This window comes from Tsuneonella sp. HG249, from assembly GCF_053819205.1.
Map to the genome: position 1 here is coordinate 1,185,577 of NZ_JBSOQY010000001.1, position 17,710 is coordinate 1,203,286.

The following is a 17,710-nucleotide window of genomic DNA, read 5'->3' on the forward strand; positions in this document are numbered from 1 at the left end:
CCAAGTCAGTTCAATCGGGCTTTGGGCAACATGAGTTGCGTTTCTCACACCGCACCAAGCTGAAAAAGCTTGCGGGTTCGCGGGCCTTCCCCACTATCGACGTCAAGATGCTGCGCCAGTACGAGCTTGTAGAGCGGGTCAAGGAGTACGACCCGGACGCCGACGAGGCGCTGCTCAACCGCGCCTATGTTTACACCGTGCAGAAGCACGGCACGCAGAAGCGTGCGAGCGGCGACCCTTATTTCAGCCACCCGGTCGAGGTCGCGGGCCTGATGACCGACCTCAAGCTCGACCAGGAAACGATCATCACCGCGCTGCTCCACGACACGGTGGAGGACACCCTCGCCACGATCGAGGAAGTCGAGGAGCTGTTCGGCGAGGATGTCGCCCGGCTCGTCGACGGGGTGACCAAGCTCAGCAAGATCGAGGCGATGCCCGAGAACGAGCGGGCGGCGGAGAACCTGCGCAAATTCCTCCTCGCGATGAGCGAGGACATCCGCGTGCTTCTCGTCAAGCTCGGCGACCGACTGCACAACATGCGCACGCTGCACTTCATCAAGAGCCCGGAGAAGCGCCAGCGCATCGCCCGCGAGACGATGGATATCTACGCCCCGCTCGCCGAGCGGGTGGGTATGTACGAGTACATGCGCGAGATGCAGATGCTCGCGTTCGAGCAAATCGAGCCCGAAGCATACGCCACCATCACCGGCCGTCTCGCGCAGATCCGCAGCGCCGACGGGGGACAGGTCGATGCCATCGCGCTGGCGGTCAAGCAGGCGCTCGCCGAAGCCGGGCTCAAGGTCGAAGTCTCGGGGCGCGAGAAGCACCCGTTCTCGATCTGGCGCAAGATGGCCGAGCGGCACGTCAGCTTCGAGCAGGTGACCGACATTATGGCGTTCCGGGTGATCGCCGAGAGCGACGCCGACTGTTACCGCGCGCTCGGCGTCCTCCACACCACGTGGCAGTCCATCCCGGGCCGGTTCAAGGACTACATCTCGACGCCGAAGACCAACGGCTACCGCAGCTTGCACACTGCGCTGATCTACGAGAACTCGATGCGGGTCGAGGTGCAGATACGCACCCGCAACATGCACCGGACCAACGAGTTCGGGCTCGCCGCGCACTGGGCCTACAAGCAGGGCGATCGGCCCGATGGCCAGGTCGGCTGGCTGCGCGACCTGATCGAGATCGTCGACGCCAGCCACGATGCCGAGGAGTTGCTCGAGCATACGCGAATGGCGATCTACCAGGATCGCATCTTCGCCTTCACCCCGAAGGGTTCGCTGTTCCAGCTACCGAAAGGCGCGACCCCGGTCGATTTCGCCTTCGCGGTGCACACCGATCTCGGCGCGCAGACCGTCGGCGCGAAAATCAACGGGCGGCACATGCCGCTGCGCACCACGCTCAACAACGGCGACGTGGTCGAGATCATCAAGGGCAAGAACGCCGCCCCGCAGATGAGCTGGCTCGGCTTCGTCAACACCGGCAAGGCGCGGGCCTCGATCCGCCGCTCGGTGCGGCTGAAAGAGCGCGAGGAGATCGCCGCGCTCGGCCGCAAGCTGTTCGACGAGATCGCGCTGCGCGTGCCCGCCAAGATCGGCAAGAAGGCTATCCGCGAAGCGGTGAAGCGGCTCGAGCTGGATGACGAGGACGAGCTGATGTACTCGATCGGCGCTAACAAGCTCGGCGACAGCGCGGTGATGGAGGCGCTGGTTCCGGGTAGTACGGCGGAGCTCGACAATGTCGAGGACCCGCCCCGGCAGGACAAGTCGATCTCGATCCGCGGTCTCACCCCTGGCGTGGGGTTCGACCTTGCCGACTGCTGCCACCCGGTTCCCGGCGACCGCATCGTCGGCCTGCGCAAGCCCGATGCGCCGGTCGAGGTGCACACGATCGACTGCCTCGAGCTCGCCAGCGGAATCGATGCCGACTGGATCGACCTCAACTGGGGCAAGCGCAGCCACGGCGCGGTCGGGCTGCTGCGGGTGATCCTCTACGACCGGCCAGGCACGCTGGCCGAGATGGCCGGCATCTTCGCGCAGAACCACGCCAATGTGGTGGGATTGTCGCAGGTGCAGAAGGACCATCCGTTCTCGACCTACGAGGCCGAACTGGAAGTTGCCGACGTGGCGCATCTTACCCGCATTCTGAGCGCCCTTCGTGCCAGCGACGCGGTGGCGCAGGCCGAGCGCCTGTGACTCGGCAATGATCGTCGGGCTGGACCACGTCCAACTGGCGATGCCGACCGGCGGGGAGGGCGCGGCGCGCGCGTTCTACCGCGGCGTGCTGGGGCTCGCCGAGCGGGAGAAGCCAGCCCATCTCGCCGCGCGAGGCGGCTGCTGGTTCTACGGTCCGGGGGTCGAGCTGCACCTCGGCGTCGAGGAGCCGTTCCATCCGGCCGCAAAGGCCCATCCGGCGCTGCTGGTGGGTGACCTCGGCAGGGTGCGGGCGAAGCTGGCGGAGCACGGCGTCTCGTTCGCGGCAGGCAAGCCGCTCGAGGGATACGATCGCGGCGATATCCGCGACCCGTTCGGCAACCGCATCGAGCTGATGCAGCGGCTCTAGCGGACGCATCGCTCCCGCCGGCGGCGAGCCCGGCGTAACGCCTGGAAAAATCAAGGATCGCGCGGCCGGAGCCGTCCCCGCGCGAGGCGCGCGGCGTAGCTCCCGGGGGCAGTGCCGAGCGTTCCGTCGAACGCTCGGCGGGGGTGCCTGGATCGGCGCGGATCGAGCGGCGGGCGCCCCGCGTGTCCGCGGTGAAGCGGGCGCGTGAGGCGTCTTCTCCGATCCTGAACCCAGCTCAAGCTCATGGCGGCGATGGCGGCCGGTGCGACGGGGAGGGTTCGCCTGAAGCGTCGAGCCCCCGCCGCGGTCCGCGCGGGCCTGTCGAACCCCGCGAGCTAACTCAAGTGCCTGCCTGCCGCTTCCGGGCGGGATGGGGGATGTCCTGCGGCCCGAAGGGGTTTCAATGCCCCCGACCTGGACGCCCGCGCCTCTCGCTCCGGCCGCGCCGCCGGGTGGGACCGTGCCCCAACCGGCGAAAGAGGGATGCGCCAGCTGCGCGCCTCCCGATCCTCAGTGGCTGCGCACCGGTGAGGGCCGGAGCGAACGGCGGGGCATATAACCGATATGGTTCGTGAAGTCAAGTGATTTCGCCAAAATGCGGCTCATTTCGCCGAGCCCCTCAACCCGGCGCGCGCCGCACCGGCACGGTGATGTTGCACACGTCCGCGCCACCGGCGGGGACGATGAAGAACGCATCGCGCCGGTTGGCGCGCGCCTCGGCATAGCGGGCAAACGTCTCGCTCTCGGTCGAAAGGTACTGGAACGGGGGCACGTCCTGCACCTCGCTGCCCAGCCTGATCACGGCGATCGGGGTGCGCTCCTCAGGTGTCTTGTAGAACCCCAGTTCCCCGGTCCCGCGGGGGAGGGTGGAGAGATGCTCGATCCCCTCGATCACCCGGCCGACCACCGCGATATTGCGGTCGAGATGCCGCGGCGCGTGGCCGATCACGGTGTAGAGCTCGGCGCCCGAGCCGGCGTCGGGCGAAAGGTTGCGGCCGACTCCAACGGTGCCGTAGCAATGGACGGGCCAGATTTGTTGGATGTATTCGTGAACTGAGGCTATCCCCTGCATGGCCGACGGCGGAGCGGTGGCTGCTACTTTCATTTCTGCGGCAACCGGGAAGCCGCGGACGAAAGCGACTGCTTCCGCGTAAGGGTCGCGCCATTTTTGCGCGTCCAGCATCTTGAGCCGGGTCAGCGCGATCAAGCGCTCCCTATTCGCCTTCGAAAGCTTGGTCAGCGGCTCACCGGAAGCTTGACCCCGTACCGCGTATTCCGCTTCGCCGGTTGGGCGCAGGGTGGCCGGAAGGGCGCGGGCCTTCGCCGCATCCTCACCATCCGGATCCCCCCACTGGACGACGTAGTTGTCCTGCGCACGAACGATCGCCAGCCCGTCCCACCAATGCGCCTCGGCCAGCGTGCGGATGTTGGCGACCCACGGCTCGCTGAAGGGCGCGGGGACGAGTTGGATCACCACCCGGCGCGGCCGCGCCGCCGCGCCGGGGGCGAGGTCCATCACCAGCAGATCGTCGGGCGCGATCGTCACCCACTCGCTCGCGGAAGCGGCGGCGACGATCTCGCCGGGGGAGAGTGCGGCGGCCTCGGCGGCCGGAGTATCGCTTTGGGCGAGGGCGGGCGCCGCCATCAGCGCGGCGGCGAGCAAGAGCTTGATTTTCATGCGCCGGTTTGTGCCACGTGGCGCGGCCAGCGCAAGCCTCAGTCGGCGGCATCCTCCAGCGCGTGCATGTCGGCGTCGCTCAGCCCGAAGTGATGGCCGATCTCGTGGATCACCACGTGCGCGATGAGGTGTTCCAGCTCTTCGCCCTCGGCCACCCACTCGTCGAGCAGCGGCTGGCGGAACAGGCGGACCCGGTTGGGCATTTGCCCGCTCTGCTCGATCGATTGCTCGGTGAGCGCGATCCCTTCGAACAGTCCGCTCAATTCGAACGGGTCCTCGATGCCCATCTCGGCGAGCGTCTCGTCGTCGGCGAACTCCTCGATGCTGAGGACGACGTCCCCGATCCGCCCCGCGAACGCCTCCGGCAGCGTCTCCAGCGCGCGCAGCGCGATGGCTTCGAATTCGGCGGCGGAGGGCGGCGGCCCGAAAGTTCTCGTCATCCGGCGCGATGTAGGAAGCGGCGGGGCGCTTGTCAGCGTGTGGCAGGGCAGCTAGGGCGCGGCCCCTGTCCAGTGCATGCGGAGCGGTGGCCGAGTGGTCGAAGGCGCTCGCCTGGAAAGTGAGTATACGTCACAAGCGTATCGAGGGTTCGAATCCCTCCCGCTCCGCCACCTTTCGATCATCCCCGCTGCGTGACCGGCATCGCGCGTACGGCAGACTATGCCGAGGCCGTCTGCTTTTCGCCGTGAAGGATCCAGTCGAGCGCTTCCTGACGCTGGTTGGGCTCGAACACGCGATAGGAGATGAATGGTAACAGGGCGCTCTCGATCCGGGTGCCGGCTCTGATCCAGGCTTGGTTGGCAACGACGGCGACGCGGCGGAAGGCCTTGAGCTTGCCGAACAACGGGAACGCGCCGGCGGAGTAGGACGGCACCGCCGATAGCTGCAGGCCCGAAATCTGCCGCGTTTCCACGAACACGTCCACGGTGACCGAATGCGCCATCACGCTTTCGAGCCGGTCCAATATCTGGTCGAGATCGCGGTCGCTGATCGTGCCGGAAACCGTCAGTGCGATGGCGTTGTCGGGAGCCTCGATGAACTCGATCATGGTATCATCCTTCCTCTTGCCGGCTTAGAATGACGCTCTGCGCCGGGGGCCGCGCGACAGCGGGAGTGCTGCAGGCGAGGCCTTGCGCAGGTGGCACCAGACGCCTAGCCTCGCTCTACGCAAATGTCCGGAGTGCGCTTCTATCGGTCCAACTCGCGTTCGAGCCCGCGCTCGAGCAGTTTGAGGCGGTCCACGATCAAGAAGAAGAATGCGGTGGACCAGCCAATGAGGATGATCCCGCTGGCGCCCTCGATCGACCCCAGGATGCGGCTGCCTTCGGGAAGGACCACATCACCGTAGCCGATGGTCACATAGGTCGAGGTGGAGAAGTACAGCGATGGCTCGAACTGGGCGAACAGGTCGAGCCAGTAATAGATTCCCGCCCATAGCCAGATCTCGAGCGAGTGGAGCGCGAACAGCCCGAACGCCGCGAACAGGATCGCCGCGCCGTCGAGGACGATCGCCAGGACCTTGGTGGACGCCGGGCGATGCCGGCGAAGGATCGCGAGCAGGATCGCCAGCCCGATGAGGTCCAGCACGACTATTGCCGCCACAATCGAGGCGGCCAGGAGGATCTGGTGCAGGAGGGTCATGGTCGAGAACGTCCGCGATGCCGGGTCGCGTCGGCGCCTCGGCCCACGTTCGATACGCCCGTGACACCCGAGAGCTCGGCGAGCGCATCGTCATGCAATTGCTTGTCCGTCTTCATGACAACCTCCCGGCGAAATGTTCGGAGCAGGCGAACCGTTTGGGGGCGGGTTGGGTCGCGAGTCGCCGGCGCCAATGTGAGTGCGGCGCGATTGGGGCCACCGACATGCGCAAATACCCGTAGAACCTAGTGGAGAAGCCGCTCCACGGTCTGCACCATCACCGTCTGGCTGACGGGTTTGGCGAGCACGACGTCGAAGCCGGCTGCCGCGGCGCGCTTGCGCCAGTAATCGTCGAGGAAACCGCTGACGAGGACCGCTTGTCCGCCCCAGCCGATGCTGCGCAGGTCGCCCAGCAGGGCGATGGTATTGGTCGGCGGTACGATCAGGTCCGCGATCAGCAGATCGCATCGCAGCGCGGCCGGATCCTGAGCAAGTCCCTCGGGAGAAGAATAGGCTCGGACCTCGTGCCCCCTCGCTGTGAGCAGTAGCTGAAGGCTGCGACGCACCGCATCGTCATCCTCGACCACAAGTATCCAGCGCTTCTTCGTCGGCGGCCGAGGGGTGGCCAATATGGATGCCGTCATTCGGGCGCTGCTAAGTCATGCGGCGCGCGATTCCTCTACGCAATTGTCCTAAAGTATCGCCGCGCGTCGGGCCAGGAAAGCCACTCGGAGCGCATCGACCAGCGAGGTCGCGCCAAGCTGCGCGAAAATCCGCGAGCGAGCGATTTCCACGGCGGCATGCGGCAGGCGGGTATGCTCGGCGATCATATGCAGATCATTGCCGCGCACGATCAGATCGAGCACCTCGCGGTCGGCTTCGGCAAGCGCTGCGACCGCCGAGGCGGCCGATTGCAAGTGACTTCGGTACGCGCCGGGATCCTCCAGGCGCAGGAACCCGATCTGCAGCAATTGTTCGAGCGCGGTGCGCGAGAACGGCTTTTCGAGGAAGGCGATCGCTCCCTGCTCCATCGCGGTCAGCACCGCATCGATGTCGCCGTGCCCGCTCATCACGATCAGCGAGTGGGGCGAGGCCGCTCCAGTGAGATGCCGCTGGACCTCGAGCCCGTCCATGTCCGGCATCCGCAGATCGAGCAGCACGCAGCCGGGGGCAAGCGAGCTTGCGCACTCGAGGAATGCCTCCCCGCCGGAGAACAGGTCCGGTGCGAGCTTCATGGTTCTGAGCAGCATGTCCATCGATCGGCGGATCGGCTCCTCGTCATCGACCACATAGACGGGGCGTGGGATCATCGCGCGGCGCCTTCGGCATGCATCAACGTGAAGCGGAACTCGGTGCCGCCATCCGCCCGGTCGACAGCCTTGATACGTCCGCCATGCGCCTCGACGATCGTGCGGCAGATAGACAGGCCGAGGCCCATCCCGTCGTCCTTCGTGGAGTTGAACGCTTCGAACAGCTTCTCGCGGACATGCGGCTCTATTCCGGGGCCCGTATCGGCGACGATGACTTCCACCGTGTTGCGGTCGAGCAGCGTAGTGGAGACGCTCAACTGCTTGCGAGGCGTGTCGTTCATCGCTTCCAGCGCGTTGCGTATCAGGTTGAGCATGACCTGTTGGATCTGAACCCGGTCGATGAGGACGGGCGAGGCATCCGGAGCATAGTTGAAGTAGGTTTCCACGCCCCGTTCGCGCACGCCGACCAGCGCCAGCGCGCTTGCCTCTTCGATGATCTTCGGCAAATCCTCGACCGACTTCGGCAAGTCGCCCTTGGCGACGAACTGGCGCAGGCGGCGGACGATGCCGCCGGCGCGAAGCGACTGGCCGGCGATCTCGCCTACGACCTCGCGCAGCATGTCCTTGTCGGGCGGGTCCTCCCCCTCGAGCATTGCCGAGGCCGCTTCGCCGTAGTTGGCAATGGCGGTGAGCGGCTGGTTGAGCTCATGCGCCAGGGTGGATGCCAGGGTCCCCATGGCGCTCAGGCGAGCCACGTGGATCAGCTCGGACTGGAGCTGTTCCAAGCGGGCCTCGAAATCGCGGCGTTCGGTCAGGTCCTGGATGAATCCGGTGAAGAGACGCTCCTCACTGGACTTGGCCTCCCCCACTGACAACGCCATCGGGAACGTCGTGCCGTCGGCTCTGCGTCCGGTGACGATGCGGCCGATGCCGATGATCCGCGGAACGCCGCTTTCGAGATAGCGGGCAAGGTAATTGTCGTGCATCTCGCGGTCCGGTGAAGGCATGAGCATGCTGACGTTTTGTCCCGTCACCTCGGCCTCGCTGCAGCCGAACAAACGCTCCGCCGCGTTGCTGAACGAAAGAATCGCGCCGCGGTGATCGATCACGACCATCGCGTCGGGGACGGTCGCGAGGATCGACCGCAAGAGCTCTTCACGCCGCTGGAGGGCACGCTGCTCGGCGCGATGCCCGGTCACGTCGTGGATGATCTTCGCGAATCCTCCGCCGCCGCGCGCATGGTCGGGTAATGGCGCCACTGTCACTTCGGCCAGGAATTCCGAGCCGTCGGCACGGACCTGCCAAGTCTCGCCTGAGAACCTACCGGCGGTTCGCGCTTCTTCGAGCCGGGCCATGGCTTCCCGGTGGGTCTCTGGTCCCGAGAGGAACATCGCGCAGTGCTGCCCGATCACCTCATCGCCCGACCATCCGAGGAGGTCTTTGGCGCCGCCGCTCCAGGTGGTGATGTAACCACCGTTGTCGACCGTAAGGACGGCATATCCGATCGCGCTTTCGAGCAGGAGGTCAAGCTGGCTGGTTGCTGTCCCCGCCATCGCGCGCTGCGTTCGCATGGCGGATTCGAGCCAGCCAAGACCGGCGCAAACCAGCAGGAAGATGCTTCCTTGAGCAAAGGTGGGCAGTGCTGGTTCGCCGGCCTTGAAGGCGATATTCAGGGCTGCGATCAGCGAAAGACCGCCTGCGGCTAAGCCGGGCCCGCGCCCGAGCACCAGCACGACGAAGAAAACGGGCAGCACGAAGATGAGAAAGGATCCGCGTCCCCCAAGAACTGGTTCGAGCGCAATTCCAAGCAGATAGAATGCGCCGACCACACCAACCGCGAAGAAATACTTCGCGACAGGAGTGGACCAGGTCGGTTTGGCTAACGGTCGGGCCATCCGGATAGGGCTTTAACGGAGCGTCGCGAAAGCGCGAGCGATAACAAGTGGACCGCATGTCCACCCTAGGGGCAGCCAGGGCGGTTTACGACTGCCACAGGACTACGGCTTGGCCCGCTCGATCGACGGGCCGAGGTCGGCTAGGACCTCGCGAGCCTCGAAGCCGTTTTCCTGTCGGTCCGATGCCTTGGGCCAGAGCCGGCCGGCCGCCCTATTGTGGAAAATCCGTATTCGATCGCCGCGCGCGTGCGTCCATGATCGCATCATGGCCTGGATGAGGATACGACTGGAGCTGGCTCGCACCCCCGACTTTCCGGACGGCTCGGCGGATCATGGGTATCAGCTCCATGCGCCGGTCCGGCGGGACGGCCTGATCGACGAGACTGCGTTCATGGCGGAGCGCGGCCGCGCGACCGCTTTCCGGTTCTGGCCCGACGAGCGCGACCTGCAGGGATACTTGATCCGAACGGCGAACGGTTGGGCAATATCCTACGCGCTGGGCGAGGATGACGATGAAGGGGTGTTTCACCTCGAGACCCACCCGCTGCACGCCGGCGGTTACGTAACCATTACCGCGGCGGACGGAACCAGCCTGCCTTTCCGGGTCGCCTCGGCCGAGCCGCTTACCTAGCCCTCCGCCGCTGCGGCCCCGAGGCGCGCCGCAAAGGCGATTCGCAGCGCTTCCGACAGGCTGGGGACCCCGAGCTTGGTCATGACGTTGGCGCGGTGAACTTCGACGGTTCGCGCGCTGATGCCGAGGTCGTAGGCGATGGTCTTGTTGGGGAAGCCGCGCGCCAGGCCTTCCAGCACCTCGCGCTCCCGGGGAGTGAGGACCTGGAGCTTCGCTTCGGCCGCATCGGTCCGGGCCTGCGCGGTCGCCGCGCGTTCCAGCCGGGCGAAGCCTTCGTCGAGCGCTTCGACCAGCTGCGCCTTTTCGAACGGTTTCTCGATGAAGTCGACGGCGCCGGCTTTCATCGCCTGCACTGCCAGGCCCACCTCGCCATGGCCGGTCATGATGACCACCGGCAAGAGGCTACCGCGACGCTTCAGCTCCGCCTGAACTTCCAGTCCGTCCATGTCGGGCATCCGGATGTCGAGCAGGATGCAACCGACTGCCAGATCCCCGGTCGCCAGCAGGTTCACCCCAGACGAGTATGTGGTCACTGTAAAGCTCGAGGTGCGGAGCATGAAGCTCACGGAGTGCCGGACACCCTCGTCGTCATCCACCAGATGCACCAGCCGCTGCGCGCCGGCCATGTCCTGCTCCCCTGCAGACGGCAATCACAGCAACAGAATGGCGATGGATGACATTAACACAAGTGAGATTATCGCCAACGCGGTGGCTCCGGCTCGTGCGTTGCGCCAGCCGCCAACGGTTACGAGGACGGCCAGCTTGAAAAGCGTGTTGAACAAGGTGGGCGCGGCGAGGGCAAGCGCCGCGATCCTCGGCGTCAGGGTTCCTGGTGGCAGCGCGCCAACTGCGGCGATGGCCGCATCGATGTCGACGGTCCCGCCGGTCGCGATGACGAGCGCGGCGTTCCGGTCGCCATAGCGGTGCCCCACCCAGGCCGTCGCCATCGCCAGCCCGGCGACGCTGAGCGCGAACAGGAAGGCGAGTCCCAAACCCGGCGGACTCGGATGTTCCGCGTCTCGGCCCGCGTTGTCCTTTGCACGGGTTCGCAGCAGGAAGCCCGCGCAGAGGATTGAGACGACGAGGGCAGGCGCGATTGCGCCGCTGACCGCGCCCAGCGCCGTCGGCGCGAGCAGCCCGACGAGAACGAGCGAGCGCGCGAGCATCACCGCCGACGCCAGCGGAACGGCCGCGTGGAGCGCGCGGTCTGTTTCGCCTGCGCGAAGCCGCCGTCCGCAGTCGGCTGTGACCGCGGTGGAAGAGACCAGCGCGCCGGCGCCGGCCACCGCCAGGATGCTTCGCCGGTTGCCCAGCGCCCGGGCCAATGCGTAGCCCAGGAACGAGATCGCCCCCGTAATCACTACCACCATCCAAAGTCGCCGCGGATTGAGCGCGCCCATTGGTCCGAAGTTGGCGTCCGGCAGAAGCGGAAGGACGACCAGCACTACGAGCACCAGTCGGAGCAGGGCCTTCACGTCGTCCTCGCTGGTTCGGCCGATCGTGCCGTGAAGAATGTTGCGCGAGCCAAGGAGCAACATCGTCGCGCCAGCGCCGACCGATGCCAGGGCCATCTGGCCCGAGCCCGCCGCCGCCCCCCAGCCGAGCGTCAACACCGCCGCAATGGCGGATGTGGCGCTGACATTGTTGTCGCGCCGGATGTCGGCCGCGTAGCCCACCACGAGTGCCAGGACTGCCCCGGCGCACAGCAGGGCGAACAATGAGAAAGTGGCAGAGCTGGCCTGCAACCCCGTCGAACCCCCCAATAGGCCGACCAGCGCAAAGGTGCGAATACCGGCGACCCGCCCGCCGGGCTCCTCGTCGCGCATGCGCCATCCGCGCTCGGCACCGATGAGCAGGCCGATTGCCAACGCCAGGGCCAGCCCGGCCAGGCGGTCAAGCGTCATGGATGGCGGTTACCTTCCAAGCAGGCCCGGCGCCCGGATGCGTGTGGGCGCCGGACGCTGCCTCTCACGAAGCGATGAGGAGGGGGAGCGGCGAATGCTCGAGCATGTCGCGGGTAACCCCTCCGAAGACCGCCTCGCGGAGCGGGGAATGTCCGTAAGCGCCCATCACTATGTAGCTTGCCCCGAGGACCGCGGCCCGATCGAGCAACATCTCGCTGGGTGATCCGATGCCGGGGGTCGCGAGGATCTCGGCGGGAATATCGTTACGCGCGCAGTATTCGGCGGCCTCAGTGGGATCGCAGCGCGTGGGTCCTACAGTCGCGATGAATACTTCCTTGGCCATCCGGAGTAGCGGGACCGCTGCTCGGAGCGCGGCGGCCGCGGGGTCCGAACCGTCCCATGCCACGAGCGCCGTCCCGTTGAGGTCGAGCCTCCTGATTTCGTGGGGTACCGCAAGGATGGGTCGCCCGACCTGCCGCACGATCCGTCCGGCAAGGTCGCCCCTCCCGGCGCCTCCCTTGTTCGCGTGCGAGCCGACGACGATGAGGTCATTAAGGCCTGCCTGCTCGACGATACAGTCGGGAATGTAGCCCATGGCGCCGATCCATGTGTAGGGTACCCCTTCGACCTTGAGACGCGGCTCGAGACTGGAGCGGTTGGCCTGCTCGGCATCGACAGCGTCCTCGATGAGGACTGTCTGCGCGTAGGCATCGACGAAGTCGCTCACGATGACGGGCGGCACCACGACATCGAGGCAAGTGAGGTGGCCGTCGACGCCCCGCGCCACGTCGAGCGCGCATTGCAGCCGGGCTTCTTGTCCCTCGTCAGCGTGGACCAGCACAAGGATGTTCTTCATCGTGGCTCCTCCGATGTACTCTGCAGGCGACATTGAGCCGGCGCGGCAATCGGGGGCATCCGCAAATGTACGGATAGGGCGTGGGTGTGCCTTTGACACGCCAGAACAGGCGCGCCCCGTGATGGAACGCGCCTGTAAAATCGGGCTTCAGTTAAACGGCTAGGCGGCCGTGGCGACGAGTTCCGGTTGGGCCGCGGCTTCGGCTTCCTGCCAGCGCCGGAATGTCGCGAGCGCCTGGCCGACGATCTGGTCCATGTTGTAGTAACGGTAGGTGGCGAGCCGGCCGACGAACGTCACGTCGTTCTGCGCGCGTGCCAATGCCTCGTAGCGCTTGAACAGCGCCTGGTTCTCGGGCCGCGGGACCGGGTAGTAGGGGTCGCCTTCGGCACTGGGGTATTCACGCGTGATGCTGGTGCGCGGGTGGCTCTGCCCGGTGAGGTGCTTGTACTCGCTGATGCGAGTGTAGGGGACGGCCTCGTCGGGGTAGTTGACGGTCGCCACCTGCTGGAACCATTCCTGGTCGAGCGTTTCGTGCTCGAAGCGCAGCGAACGGTAGGGCAGCTTGCCGAAGCGGTAATCGAAGAACTCGTCGACCGGCCCGGTGAACACCAGATGGTCGTGCGAATAAGTATCGCGAATGTCGCGGTAATCGCTGCCCAGCAAGACGTCGATGTTGGGATGATCGAGCATGCGCTCGAACATGGCGGTGTACCCGTCGGCCGGCATCATCTGGAAACGGTCGCCGAAATAGCGGTCGTCGTCGGAGGTGCGGGTCGGCACCCGCGCGGTGACGCTCTTGTCGAGCTCGGAGGGATCGAGCCCCCACTGCTTGCGGGTATAGCCGCGGAAAAATGTTTCGTAGAGTTCGCGACCCACCGCGGCGACCACGACGTCTTCGGAGGTCGCGATGGTCTCCACTGGCTCGGCGCGGCTGGCTAGAAACTCGGCCACTTCCGCCTCCGAACGCAAGTCGAGGCCGTAGAGCAAGTTGACCGTGGTGCGGTTAATCGGAATCGGGACGAGTTGGCCGCGCACGTCGGCAAGTACCCGATGCTCGTAGGGCCGCCATTCGGTGAAGCGCGAAAGATAGTCGACGATCTCGGCGCTGTTAGTGTGGAAGATATGCGGGCCGTACTGATGCATCAGGATGCCCGCGTCATCGAGCCGGTCGTAGGCATTGCCGCCGACATGCGGGCGGCGATCGACCACCAGCACGCGCTTGCCCGCCTGCGAGGCGAGGCGCTCCGCCATGACGGAGCCCGCGAATCCGGCGCCGACCACCATAACATCGTAGTCGCTGCCGGCGCGCTTGGCGCCATCGGGGGAAACCGCGGATACGGCGGGACGGCCGCGCTCGATGCGCTCCCGGACGAGCGACCACATCGATGAGAAAGTGGTGTCCCAGTTCATCGTCGCGAGCACGCGGTCGGCCTCGGCGAGCCAGTCGCCGTCGGTGGCATCCAGAACTAGGGCCCGTTCGCATCCCTCGATGAAGCTGGCCGCATCGTCGGCGATCGCAACGCCCTTGAGCTCTCCGTAGTGACGAACCACGTCGGTGATCGGGGTCGACACCACCGGCTTGCCGGCGGCGAGATATTCGGGGGTCTTGGTCGGACTGATGAATCGGGTGGCTTCGTTCACCGCGAAGGGCATGAGTGCGACGTCCCATCCGTGCAGATAGGCAGGAAGCTCGCGGTAGTCCTTGTTGCCGAGGTAGTGGATGTTGGGCCGACGTGGCAGGTCGGCCTCCTCCACTTTCACCACGGGACCGACCATGATCAGCGACCATTCCGGATGCGCATCGGCGGCAGCGGCCAATAGGTCGAAGTCCATGCGCTCGTCGATCACGCCATAGAACCCTAGGCGAGGCCGGGGCAGATCGGCCTGGTCGGCAGGAGCGGGGAGAGTTTCGCGCGCCGCCGCGAAATGATCGCGCTCGACGCTCGAGGGGAAGGGAAACACCCGGGGGTGACGATCGCGTTTCGCCTCGTAGAGGCTGTAACCACCGGTGAACACGAGGTCCGCGCGCTGAAGCAGGGCAGCCTCGAGCGGCAGAAGCTCCGGCGGCGCGAAGCGGAAGTTCGCGAGCTCGTCCATGCAGTCGTAGACCACGCAGTTCGCGGCAAGGTGACGGGAGAACGGCAGCATCATCGGCGTGTAGTACCAAGCCACCAGCGACCCGCTACGATCTGCGATAAGGGCGTCCAGTAATGCCTTTAATGCCTTCTCCCGCTCTTCGCCCGACAGTGCGTCGGGCAGGGCGGGCTTGGCCACGATCACCCCGTTTTCCGGATCGACCGTAGTGTCCAGGCGGGGCTGGTCACTACCGCTGGAGACGGGTTCCTCCCAGTAGATGACCTTGTTGCTGCGCGCGAGCCGGCTCATCAGGTGCTGCGGGCGCTGGAAGACGAAGTCCCAACGCAGATGGCTGAAACAGACGACGGTACAGGCTTCCGTGCGCTCGGTAGTCGAACTGCTTTCCATTGGCCGAACGCCGGTGATCGTTGTCATTGGGGTTCCCTTGCTGTGGCTTTCTGGGAACTTGACGCCAGATGAATTGTTCCCGCCGAGTGAGCAATCGCTAGCCAATTTATGGTAGAATATCAGATATTTAATCTATGTTAGCGGCCCGGCCTCTCTCATTGCTGGGGGAGCAGTCCGTGCAGACGTTCCCTATTCAGGCATGGGGAGGCGCCGAGTGCACCGTTTGCCGCATCGGCGACGGATTCCGCGACCAGCTGATCGAAACCGGGCACGACGGCCGCGCCAGTGACTTCGACCTCATCGCCTCGCTAGGCCTGCAGGCGGTGCGCTTTCCCATCCTCTGGGAAAGAGTGTCGCCCGACCGCGCAAGCCTACCGGACTGGCGCTGGAGCGACCATGGCCTGTCGGCGCTGCACCGGCATGGAGTGGGCGTCATCGCCGGCCTCGTCCACCATGGCAGCGGGCCGCATTACACCTCGCTGATCGATCCCGACTTTGCATCGGGACTTGCTGAGCACGCCAAGCGGGTAGTTGGTCGCTACCCATGGATCCGCGATTGGACCCCGGTCAACGAACCGCTGACGACGGCGCGCTTTTCGGCGCTTTACGGCCACTGGTACCCTCACTTGCGCAACGAGGGCATGTTCTGGACCGCTCTGCTGAACCAGATCGATGCTACCCGCCTGTCGATGAAAGCGGTCCGGCGAATCCAGCCGTCGGCGCGGCTGATCCAGACCGATGACCTCGGCCGGACGTACGCAACCGGACCGCTGGCGTCCCAGGCTGAGTTCGAGAACACGCGCCGCTGGATGACTTGGGACCTGCTTTGCGGCGAAGTCCAACCCGGGCATGCCTTGTGGAGCCGGCTCCGCCGCCATGGCCTCGAGGAGAGACTGCGCGCGATCGCCGACGATCCTTGTCCGCCCGACATCATTGGCATCAACCACTACCTCACCAGCGACCGCTTCCTCGACCATCGCGTCGAACTTTACGACCCGGCGCATCACGGAGGGAACGGCGAGGTCTGCTATAGCGACGTGGAGGCGGTGCGCGTGCTCGAACCCCCGCCCAACGGACTGCGCCGCGCGATCGACGACGCCTGGGCCCGATACCGGCGTCCCATTGCCCTGACCGAAGTGCATAACGGCTGCACCCGTGAGGAGCAGGTCCGCTGGCTCGACCAGGCTTGGTCGGCCGCGCGGGAAGCGGTTTCGCGCGGCGTCGATATGCGGGCGGTCACCGCCTGGTCGCTGTTCGGCAGCCAGGGTTGGGATACTCTGCTGACGCGAACCGGCACATACGAGCCTGGTGCGTTCGATGTGTCATCGGGTGTCGCGCGGGAAACCGCGCTGGCACAAGCGGTGCGCGCCAAATCGGCCATCTCCGTTCCGGGGGCCGGTTGGTGGCAAAGGCCCTTGCGGCTGACGTATCCCGCGGTCTGCCGACCCGCCGCGCGCAGCGAAATCGGCGGAGCGCCTGTGGGGCAACCGGGCCCGGTCCTGATCATCGGCTCGACAGGCACGCTGGGCCAGGCACTCGCGCGCGAATGCCTCCAGCGCGATCTCGACCACCTGCTTGTCGGCCGCGACCGGCTGAACCTGCTCGATACCGGCTCGATCGCACGTTCGATCGACGATCTTGCGCCGCGCGCGGTCGTCAACGCCGCTGGTTGGGTGCGGGTGGACGATGCAGAAGCAGAGCCGGCCGCGTGCTTCGCGGTTAACACCGACGGTGCCGTCCGGCTCGCCCGCCTTTGCTCCGAACGAGGCATCCCAACGGTGAATTTTTCCAGCGACCTCGTCTTCTGTGGGTCCGCTTCGAGACCCTATGTCGAAGACGATACGCCGAAGCCGCTCGGCGCATACGGTGCCAGCAAGGCAGCGATGGAAGAAGGCATCGCTGCCTTGCCGGGTGCCAACCTCGTGATCCGCACCGCGGCCTTTTTCCAGCCGCACGATCAATACAATTTTGCGGTGGCCTGCGCGAACGCGCTTCTGGCGGGTCGGCCGTTCGAAGCGGTGGAGGACGCCATCGTCTCGCCCACATACGTACCCGACTTGTGCCGGGCGGTGCTCGACCTGTTGATCGACGGCGAGACGGGGCTGTGGCACCTCGCCAACGGCGGAGAGGTGAGCTGGTGCGAGTTCGCCCGGTCGCTTGCCGAGGCGACCGGGCTGCCGGCGGACCTTGTTCGCCCGGTCTCCGTCACATCTTGCGGATGGGCTGCCCCGCGCCCCCGGTTTTCGGCCCTCGCCAGCAATCGTGGACGGCTGCTGCCGCCGATCGAATCCGCGATCGATCGTTTCGCGACCGGCATGGCGGCCATCCAGCCCGCTGACCACGAACAGGAGATATTGACCGTATGCTAGTCGTGCCGACGTACGTAGGACCCAGTGCGATCGAGGGTGTCGGGATCTTCGCCGCCGAACCGATACCTGCGGGCACGCTCATCTGGGTGCTCGAGGAATCGCTTGATCGCCTGATTACCGACGAGGAGTTGGAGGCGCTCGATCCGCTCCAGCGGACGTTCGCCGACCGCTATGGCTACCCGCACATGACGCGCCCGGGCATTACGGTCATCGAATTCGACAACGGGCGTTTCATGAACCACAGCCCCGAGCCGAACACGGACTTTACCGACACCGAAAAGGGCTGGGCGATCCACGACATCGCCCCCGGCGAGGAAATCACCTGCGACTATGCGGAATTTGATCCCGGTTTCTCGCTCCAGACAATGCGCCACTTCGCGGGCGCACCGACAGCGCATGCCGGCCAGGCTGCCGCGGTGTAGACCGGAGGCGTCCGATCC

Annotated in this window: 16 protein-coding genes and 1 tRNA gene; 6 read left to right on the forward strand and 11 right to left on the reverse strand. The window is 65.9% G+C overall.

Translation table 11 applies throughout. The annotated features are described in order from the left end of the window. The first annotated feature begins 107 nt into the window (after window positions 1-107). Both ACWPM1_RS05940 and ACWPM1_RS05945 read left to right on the forward strand, forming a co-directional pair. A complete protein-coding gene (locus tag ACWPM1_RS05940) occupies window positions 108-2,198 on the forward strand; it encodes a RelA/SpoT family protein (RefSeq protein ID WP_455693915.1) in 2,091 nt (696 codons plus the stop codon). A 7-nt stretch (window positions 2,199-2,205) separates the two neighbouring features. Continuing rightward, complete coding sequence (locus ACWPM1_RS05945; RefSeq protein WP_455693916.1) at window positions 2,206-2,565, forward strand: VOC family protein; 360 nt, start codon at window positions 2,206-2,208, stop codon at window positions 2,563-2,565. Between the two features lie 619 nt (window positions 2,566-3,184). On the opposite strand, the gene ACWPM1_RS05950 is transcribed toward ACWPM1_RS05945, so the two are convergent. Both ACWPM1_RS05950 and ACWPM1_RS05955 read right to left on the reverse strand, forming a co-directional pair. After that, a complete protein-coding gene (locus tag ACWPM1_RS05950) occupies window positions 3,185-4,243 on the reverse strand; it encodes a peptidylprolyl isomerase (RefSeq protein ID WP_455693917.1) in 1,059 nt (352 codons plus the stop codon). Between the two features lie 38 nt (window positions 4,244-4,281). Next, on the reverse strand, window positions 4,282-4,683 hold the full coding sequence (locus ACWPM1_RS05955; RefSeq protein WP_455693918.1) for a metallopeptidase family protein: 402 nt from the start codon (window positions 4,681-4,683) through the stop codon (window positions 4,282-4,284). Between the two features lie 80 nt (window positions 4,684-4,763). On the opposite strand from ACWPM1_RS05955, the gene ACWPM1_RS05960 reads away from it, so the two are divergent. After that, a tRNA-Ser gene (locus ACWPM1_RS05960) sits at window positions 4,764-4,854 on the forward strand. Between the two features lie 47 nt (window positions 4,855-4,901). Here the strand turns inward: ACWPM1_RS05960 and ACWPM1_RS05965 are convergent. The 5 genes from ACWPM1_RS05965 to ACWPM1_RS05985 form a co-directional block, all read right to left on the reverse strand. Then, window positions 4,902-5,291 (reverse strand): STAS/SEC14 domain-containing protein, encoded by a 390-nt coding sequence (locus ACWPM1_RS05965; protein ID WP_455693919.1) that lies wholly within the window; start codon window positions 5,289-5,291, stop codon window positions 4,902-4,904. A gap of 140 nt (window positions 5,292-5,431) precedes the next feature. Further along, window positions 5,432-5,884 (reverse strand): ion channel, encoded by a 453-nt coding sequence (locus ACWPM1_RS05970; protein WP_455693920.1) that lies wholly within the window; start codon window positions 5,882-5,884, stop codon window positions 5,432-5,434. 242 nt (window positions 5,885-6,126) lie between these two features. Then, window positions 6,127-6,525 (reverse strand): response regulator, encoded by a 399-nt coding sequence (locus ACWPM1_RS05975; RefSeq protein ID WP_455693921.1) that lies wholly within the window; start codon window positions 6,523-6,525, stop codon window positions 6,127-6,129. A 48-nt stretch (window positions 6,526-6,573) separates the two neighbouring features. Next, window positions 6,574-7,191 (reverse strand): response regulator transcription factor, encoded by a 618-nt coding sequence (locus ACWPM1_RS05980; protein ID WP_455693922.1) that lies wholly within the window; start codon window positions 7,189-7,191, stop codon window positions 6,574-6,576. After that, entirely contained in the window at window positions 7,188-9,026 is a 1,839-nt protein-coding gene (locus ACWPM1_RS05985; RefSeq protein ID WP_455693923.1) for a PAS domain-containing sensor histidine kinase, read from the reverse strand. The genes ACWPM1_RS05980 and ACWPM1_RS05985 overlap by 4 nt, the downstream gene beginning before the upstream one ends. Window positions 9,027-9,300: 274 nt before the next feature. Between ACWPM1_RS05985 and ACWPM1_RS05990 the strand changes: the two genes are divergently transcribed. Continuing rightward, entirely contained in the window at window positions 9,301-9,657 is a 357-nt protein-coding gene (locus ACWPM1_RS05990; protein ID WP_455693924.1) for a hypothetical protein, read from the forward strand. Here ACWPM1_RS05990 and ACWPM1_RS05995 read toward each other — a convergent pair. From ACWPM1_RS05995 to glf, 4 genes are all read right to left on the reverse strand, one after another. Beyond that, the gene (locus ACWPM1_RS05995; protein WP_455693925.1) at window positions 9,654-10,283 is read right to left on the reverse strand and encodes a response regulator transcription factor; all 630 of its coding nucleotides are present in this window, start codon (window positions 10,281-10,283) and stop codon (window positions 9,654-9,656) included. The genes ACWPM1_RS05990 and ACWPM1_RS05995 overlap by 4 nt on opposite strands. Before the next feature lie 24 nt (window positions 10,284-10,307). Beyond that, complete coding sequence (locus tag ACWPM1_RS06000) at window positions 10,308-11,561, reverse strand: MgtC/SapB family protein (RefSeq protein ID WP_455693926.1); 1,254 nt, start codon at window positions 11,559-11,561, stop codon at window positions 10,308-10,310. 64 nt (window positions 11,562-11,625) lie between these two features. Then, window positions 11,626-12,417 (reverse strand): universal stress protein, encoded by a 792-nt coding sequence (locus tag ACWPM1_RS06005; RefSeq protein WP_455693927.1) that lies wholly within the window; start codon window positions 12,415-12,417, stop codon window positions 11,626-11,628. A gap of 159 nt (window positions 12,418-12,576) precedes the next feature. Next, window positions 12,577-14,928 carry a UDP-galactopyranose mutase gene (glf, locus tag ACWPM1_RS06010; RefSeq protein ID WP_455693928.1) on the reverse strand — a complete coding sequence of 784 codons (2,352 nt, stop codon included), beginning with the start codon at window positions 14,926-14,928 and terminating at the stop codon, window positions 12,577-12,579. Window positions 14,929-15,077: 149 nt separating this feature from the next. Here glf and ACWPM1_RS06015 point away from each other — a divergent pair, with 149 nt between their 5' ends. Both ACWPM1_RS06015 and ACWPM1_RS06020 read left to right on the forward strand, forming a co-directional pair. Further along, window positions 15,078-17,270: a family 1 glycosylhydrolase gene (locus ACWPM1_RS06015; RefSeq protein ID WP_455693929.1), complete on the forward strand. Its 2,193-nt coding sequence runs from the start codon at window positions 15,078-15,080 to the stop codon at window positions 17,268-17,270. Next, complete coding sequence (locus ACWPM1_RS06020) at window positions 17,264-17,692, forward strand: SET domain-containing protein (protein ID WP_455693930.1); 429 nt, start codon at window positions 17,264-17,266, stop codon at window positions 17,690-17,692. The genes ACWPM1_RS06015 and ACWPM1_RS06020 overlap by 7 nt, the downstream gene beginning before the upstream one ends. Window positions 17,693-17,710 lie beyond the last annotated feature (18 nt).

Bases quoted from the DNA above. Each gene is read 5' to 3' on its own strand.
- ACWPM1_RS06020 (WP_455693930.1), top strand. From the start codon at position 17,264: ATGCTAGTCGTGCCGACGTACGTAGGACCCAGTGCGATCGAGGGTGTC.
- ACWPM1_RS06000 (WP_455693926.1), bottom strand. From the start codon at position 11,561: ATGACGCTTGACCGCCTGGCCGGGCTGGCCCTGGCGTTGGCAATCGGC.
- glf (WP_455693928.1), bottom strand. From the start codon at position 14,928: ATGACAACGATCACCGGCGTTCGGCCAATGGAAAGCAGTTCGACTACC.
- ACWPM1_RS05985 (WP_455693923.1), bottom strand. From the start codon at position 9,026: ATGGCCCGACCGTTAGCCAAACCGACCTGGTCCACTCCTGTCGCGAAG.
- ACWPM1_RS05950 (WP_455693917.1), bottom strand. From the start codon at position 4,243: ATGAAAATCAAGCTCTTGCTCGCCGCCGCGCTGATGGCGGCGCCCGCC.
- ACWPM1_RS05945 (WP_455693916.1), top strand. From the start codon at position 2,206: ATGATCGTCGGGCTGGACCACGTCCAACTGGCGATGCCGACCGGCGGG.
- ACWPM1_RS05940 (WP_455693915.1), top strand. From the start codon at position 108: ATGCTGCGCCAGTACGAGCTTGTAGAGCGGGTCAAGGAGTACGACCCG.
- ACWPM1_RS06005 (WP_455693927.1), bottom strand. From the start codon at position 12,417: ATGAAGAACATCCTTGTGCTGGTCCACGCTGACGAGGGACAAGAAGCC.
- ACWPM1_RS05955 (WP_455693918.1), bottom strand. From the start codon at position 4,683: ATGACGAGAACTTTCGGGCCGCCGCCCTCCGCCGCCGAATTCGAAGCC.
- ACWPM1_RS05970 (WP_455693920.1), bottom strand. From the start codon at position 5,884: ATGACCCTCCTGCACCAGATCCTCCTGGCCGCCTCGATTGTGGCGGCA.
- ACWPM1_RS05990 (WP_455693924.1), top strand. From the start codon at position 9,301: ATGAGGATACGACTGGAGCTGGCTCGCACCCCCGACTTTCCGGACGGC.
- ACWPM1_RS05980 (WP_455693922.1), bottom strand. From the start codon at position 7,191: ATGATCCCACGCCCCGTCTATGTGGTCGATGACGAGGAGCCGATCCGC.
- ACWPM1_RS05965 (WP_455693919.1), bottom strand. From the start codon at position 5,291: ATGATCGAGTTCATCGAGGCTCCCGACAACGCCATCGCACTGACGGTT.
- ACWPM1_RS05975 (WP_455693921.1), bottom strand. From the start codon at position 6,525: ATGACGGCATCCATATTGGCCACCCCTCGGCCGCCGACGAAGAAGCGC.
- ACWPM1_RS05995 (WP_455693925.1), bottom strand. From the start codon at position 10,283: ATGGCCGGCGCGCAGCGGCTGGTGCATCTGGTGGATGACGACGAGGGT.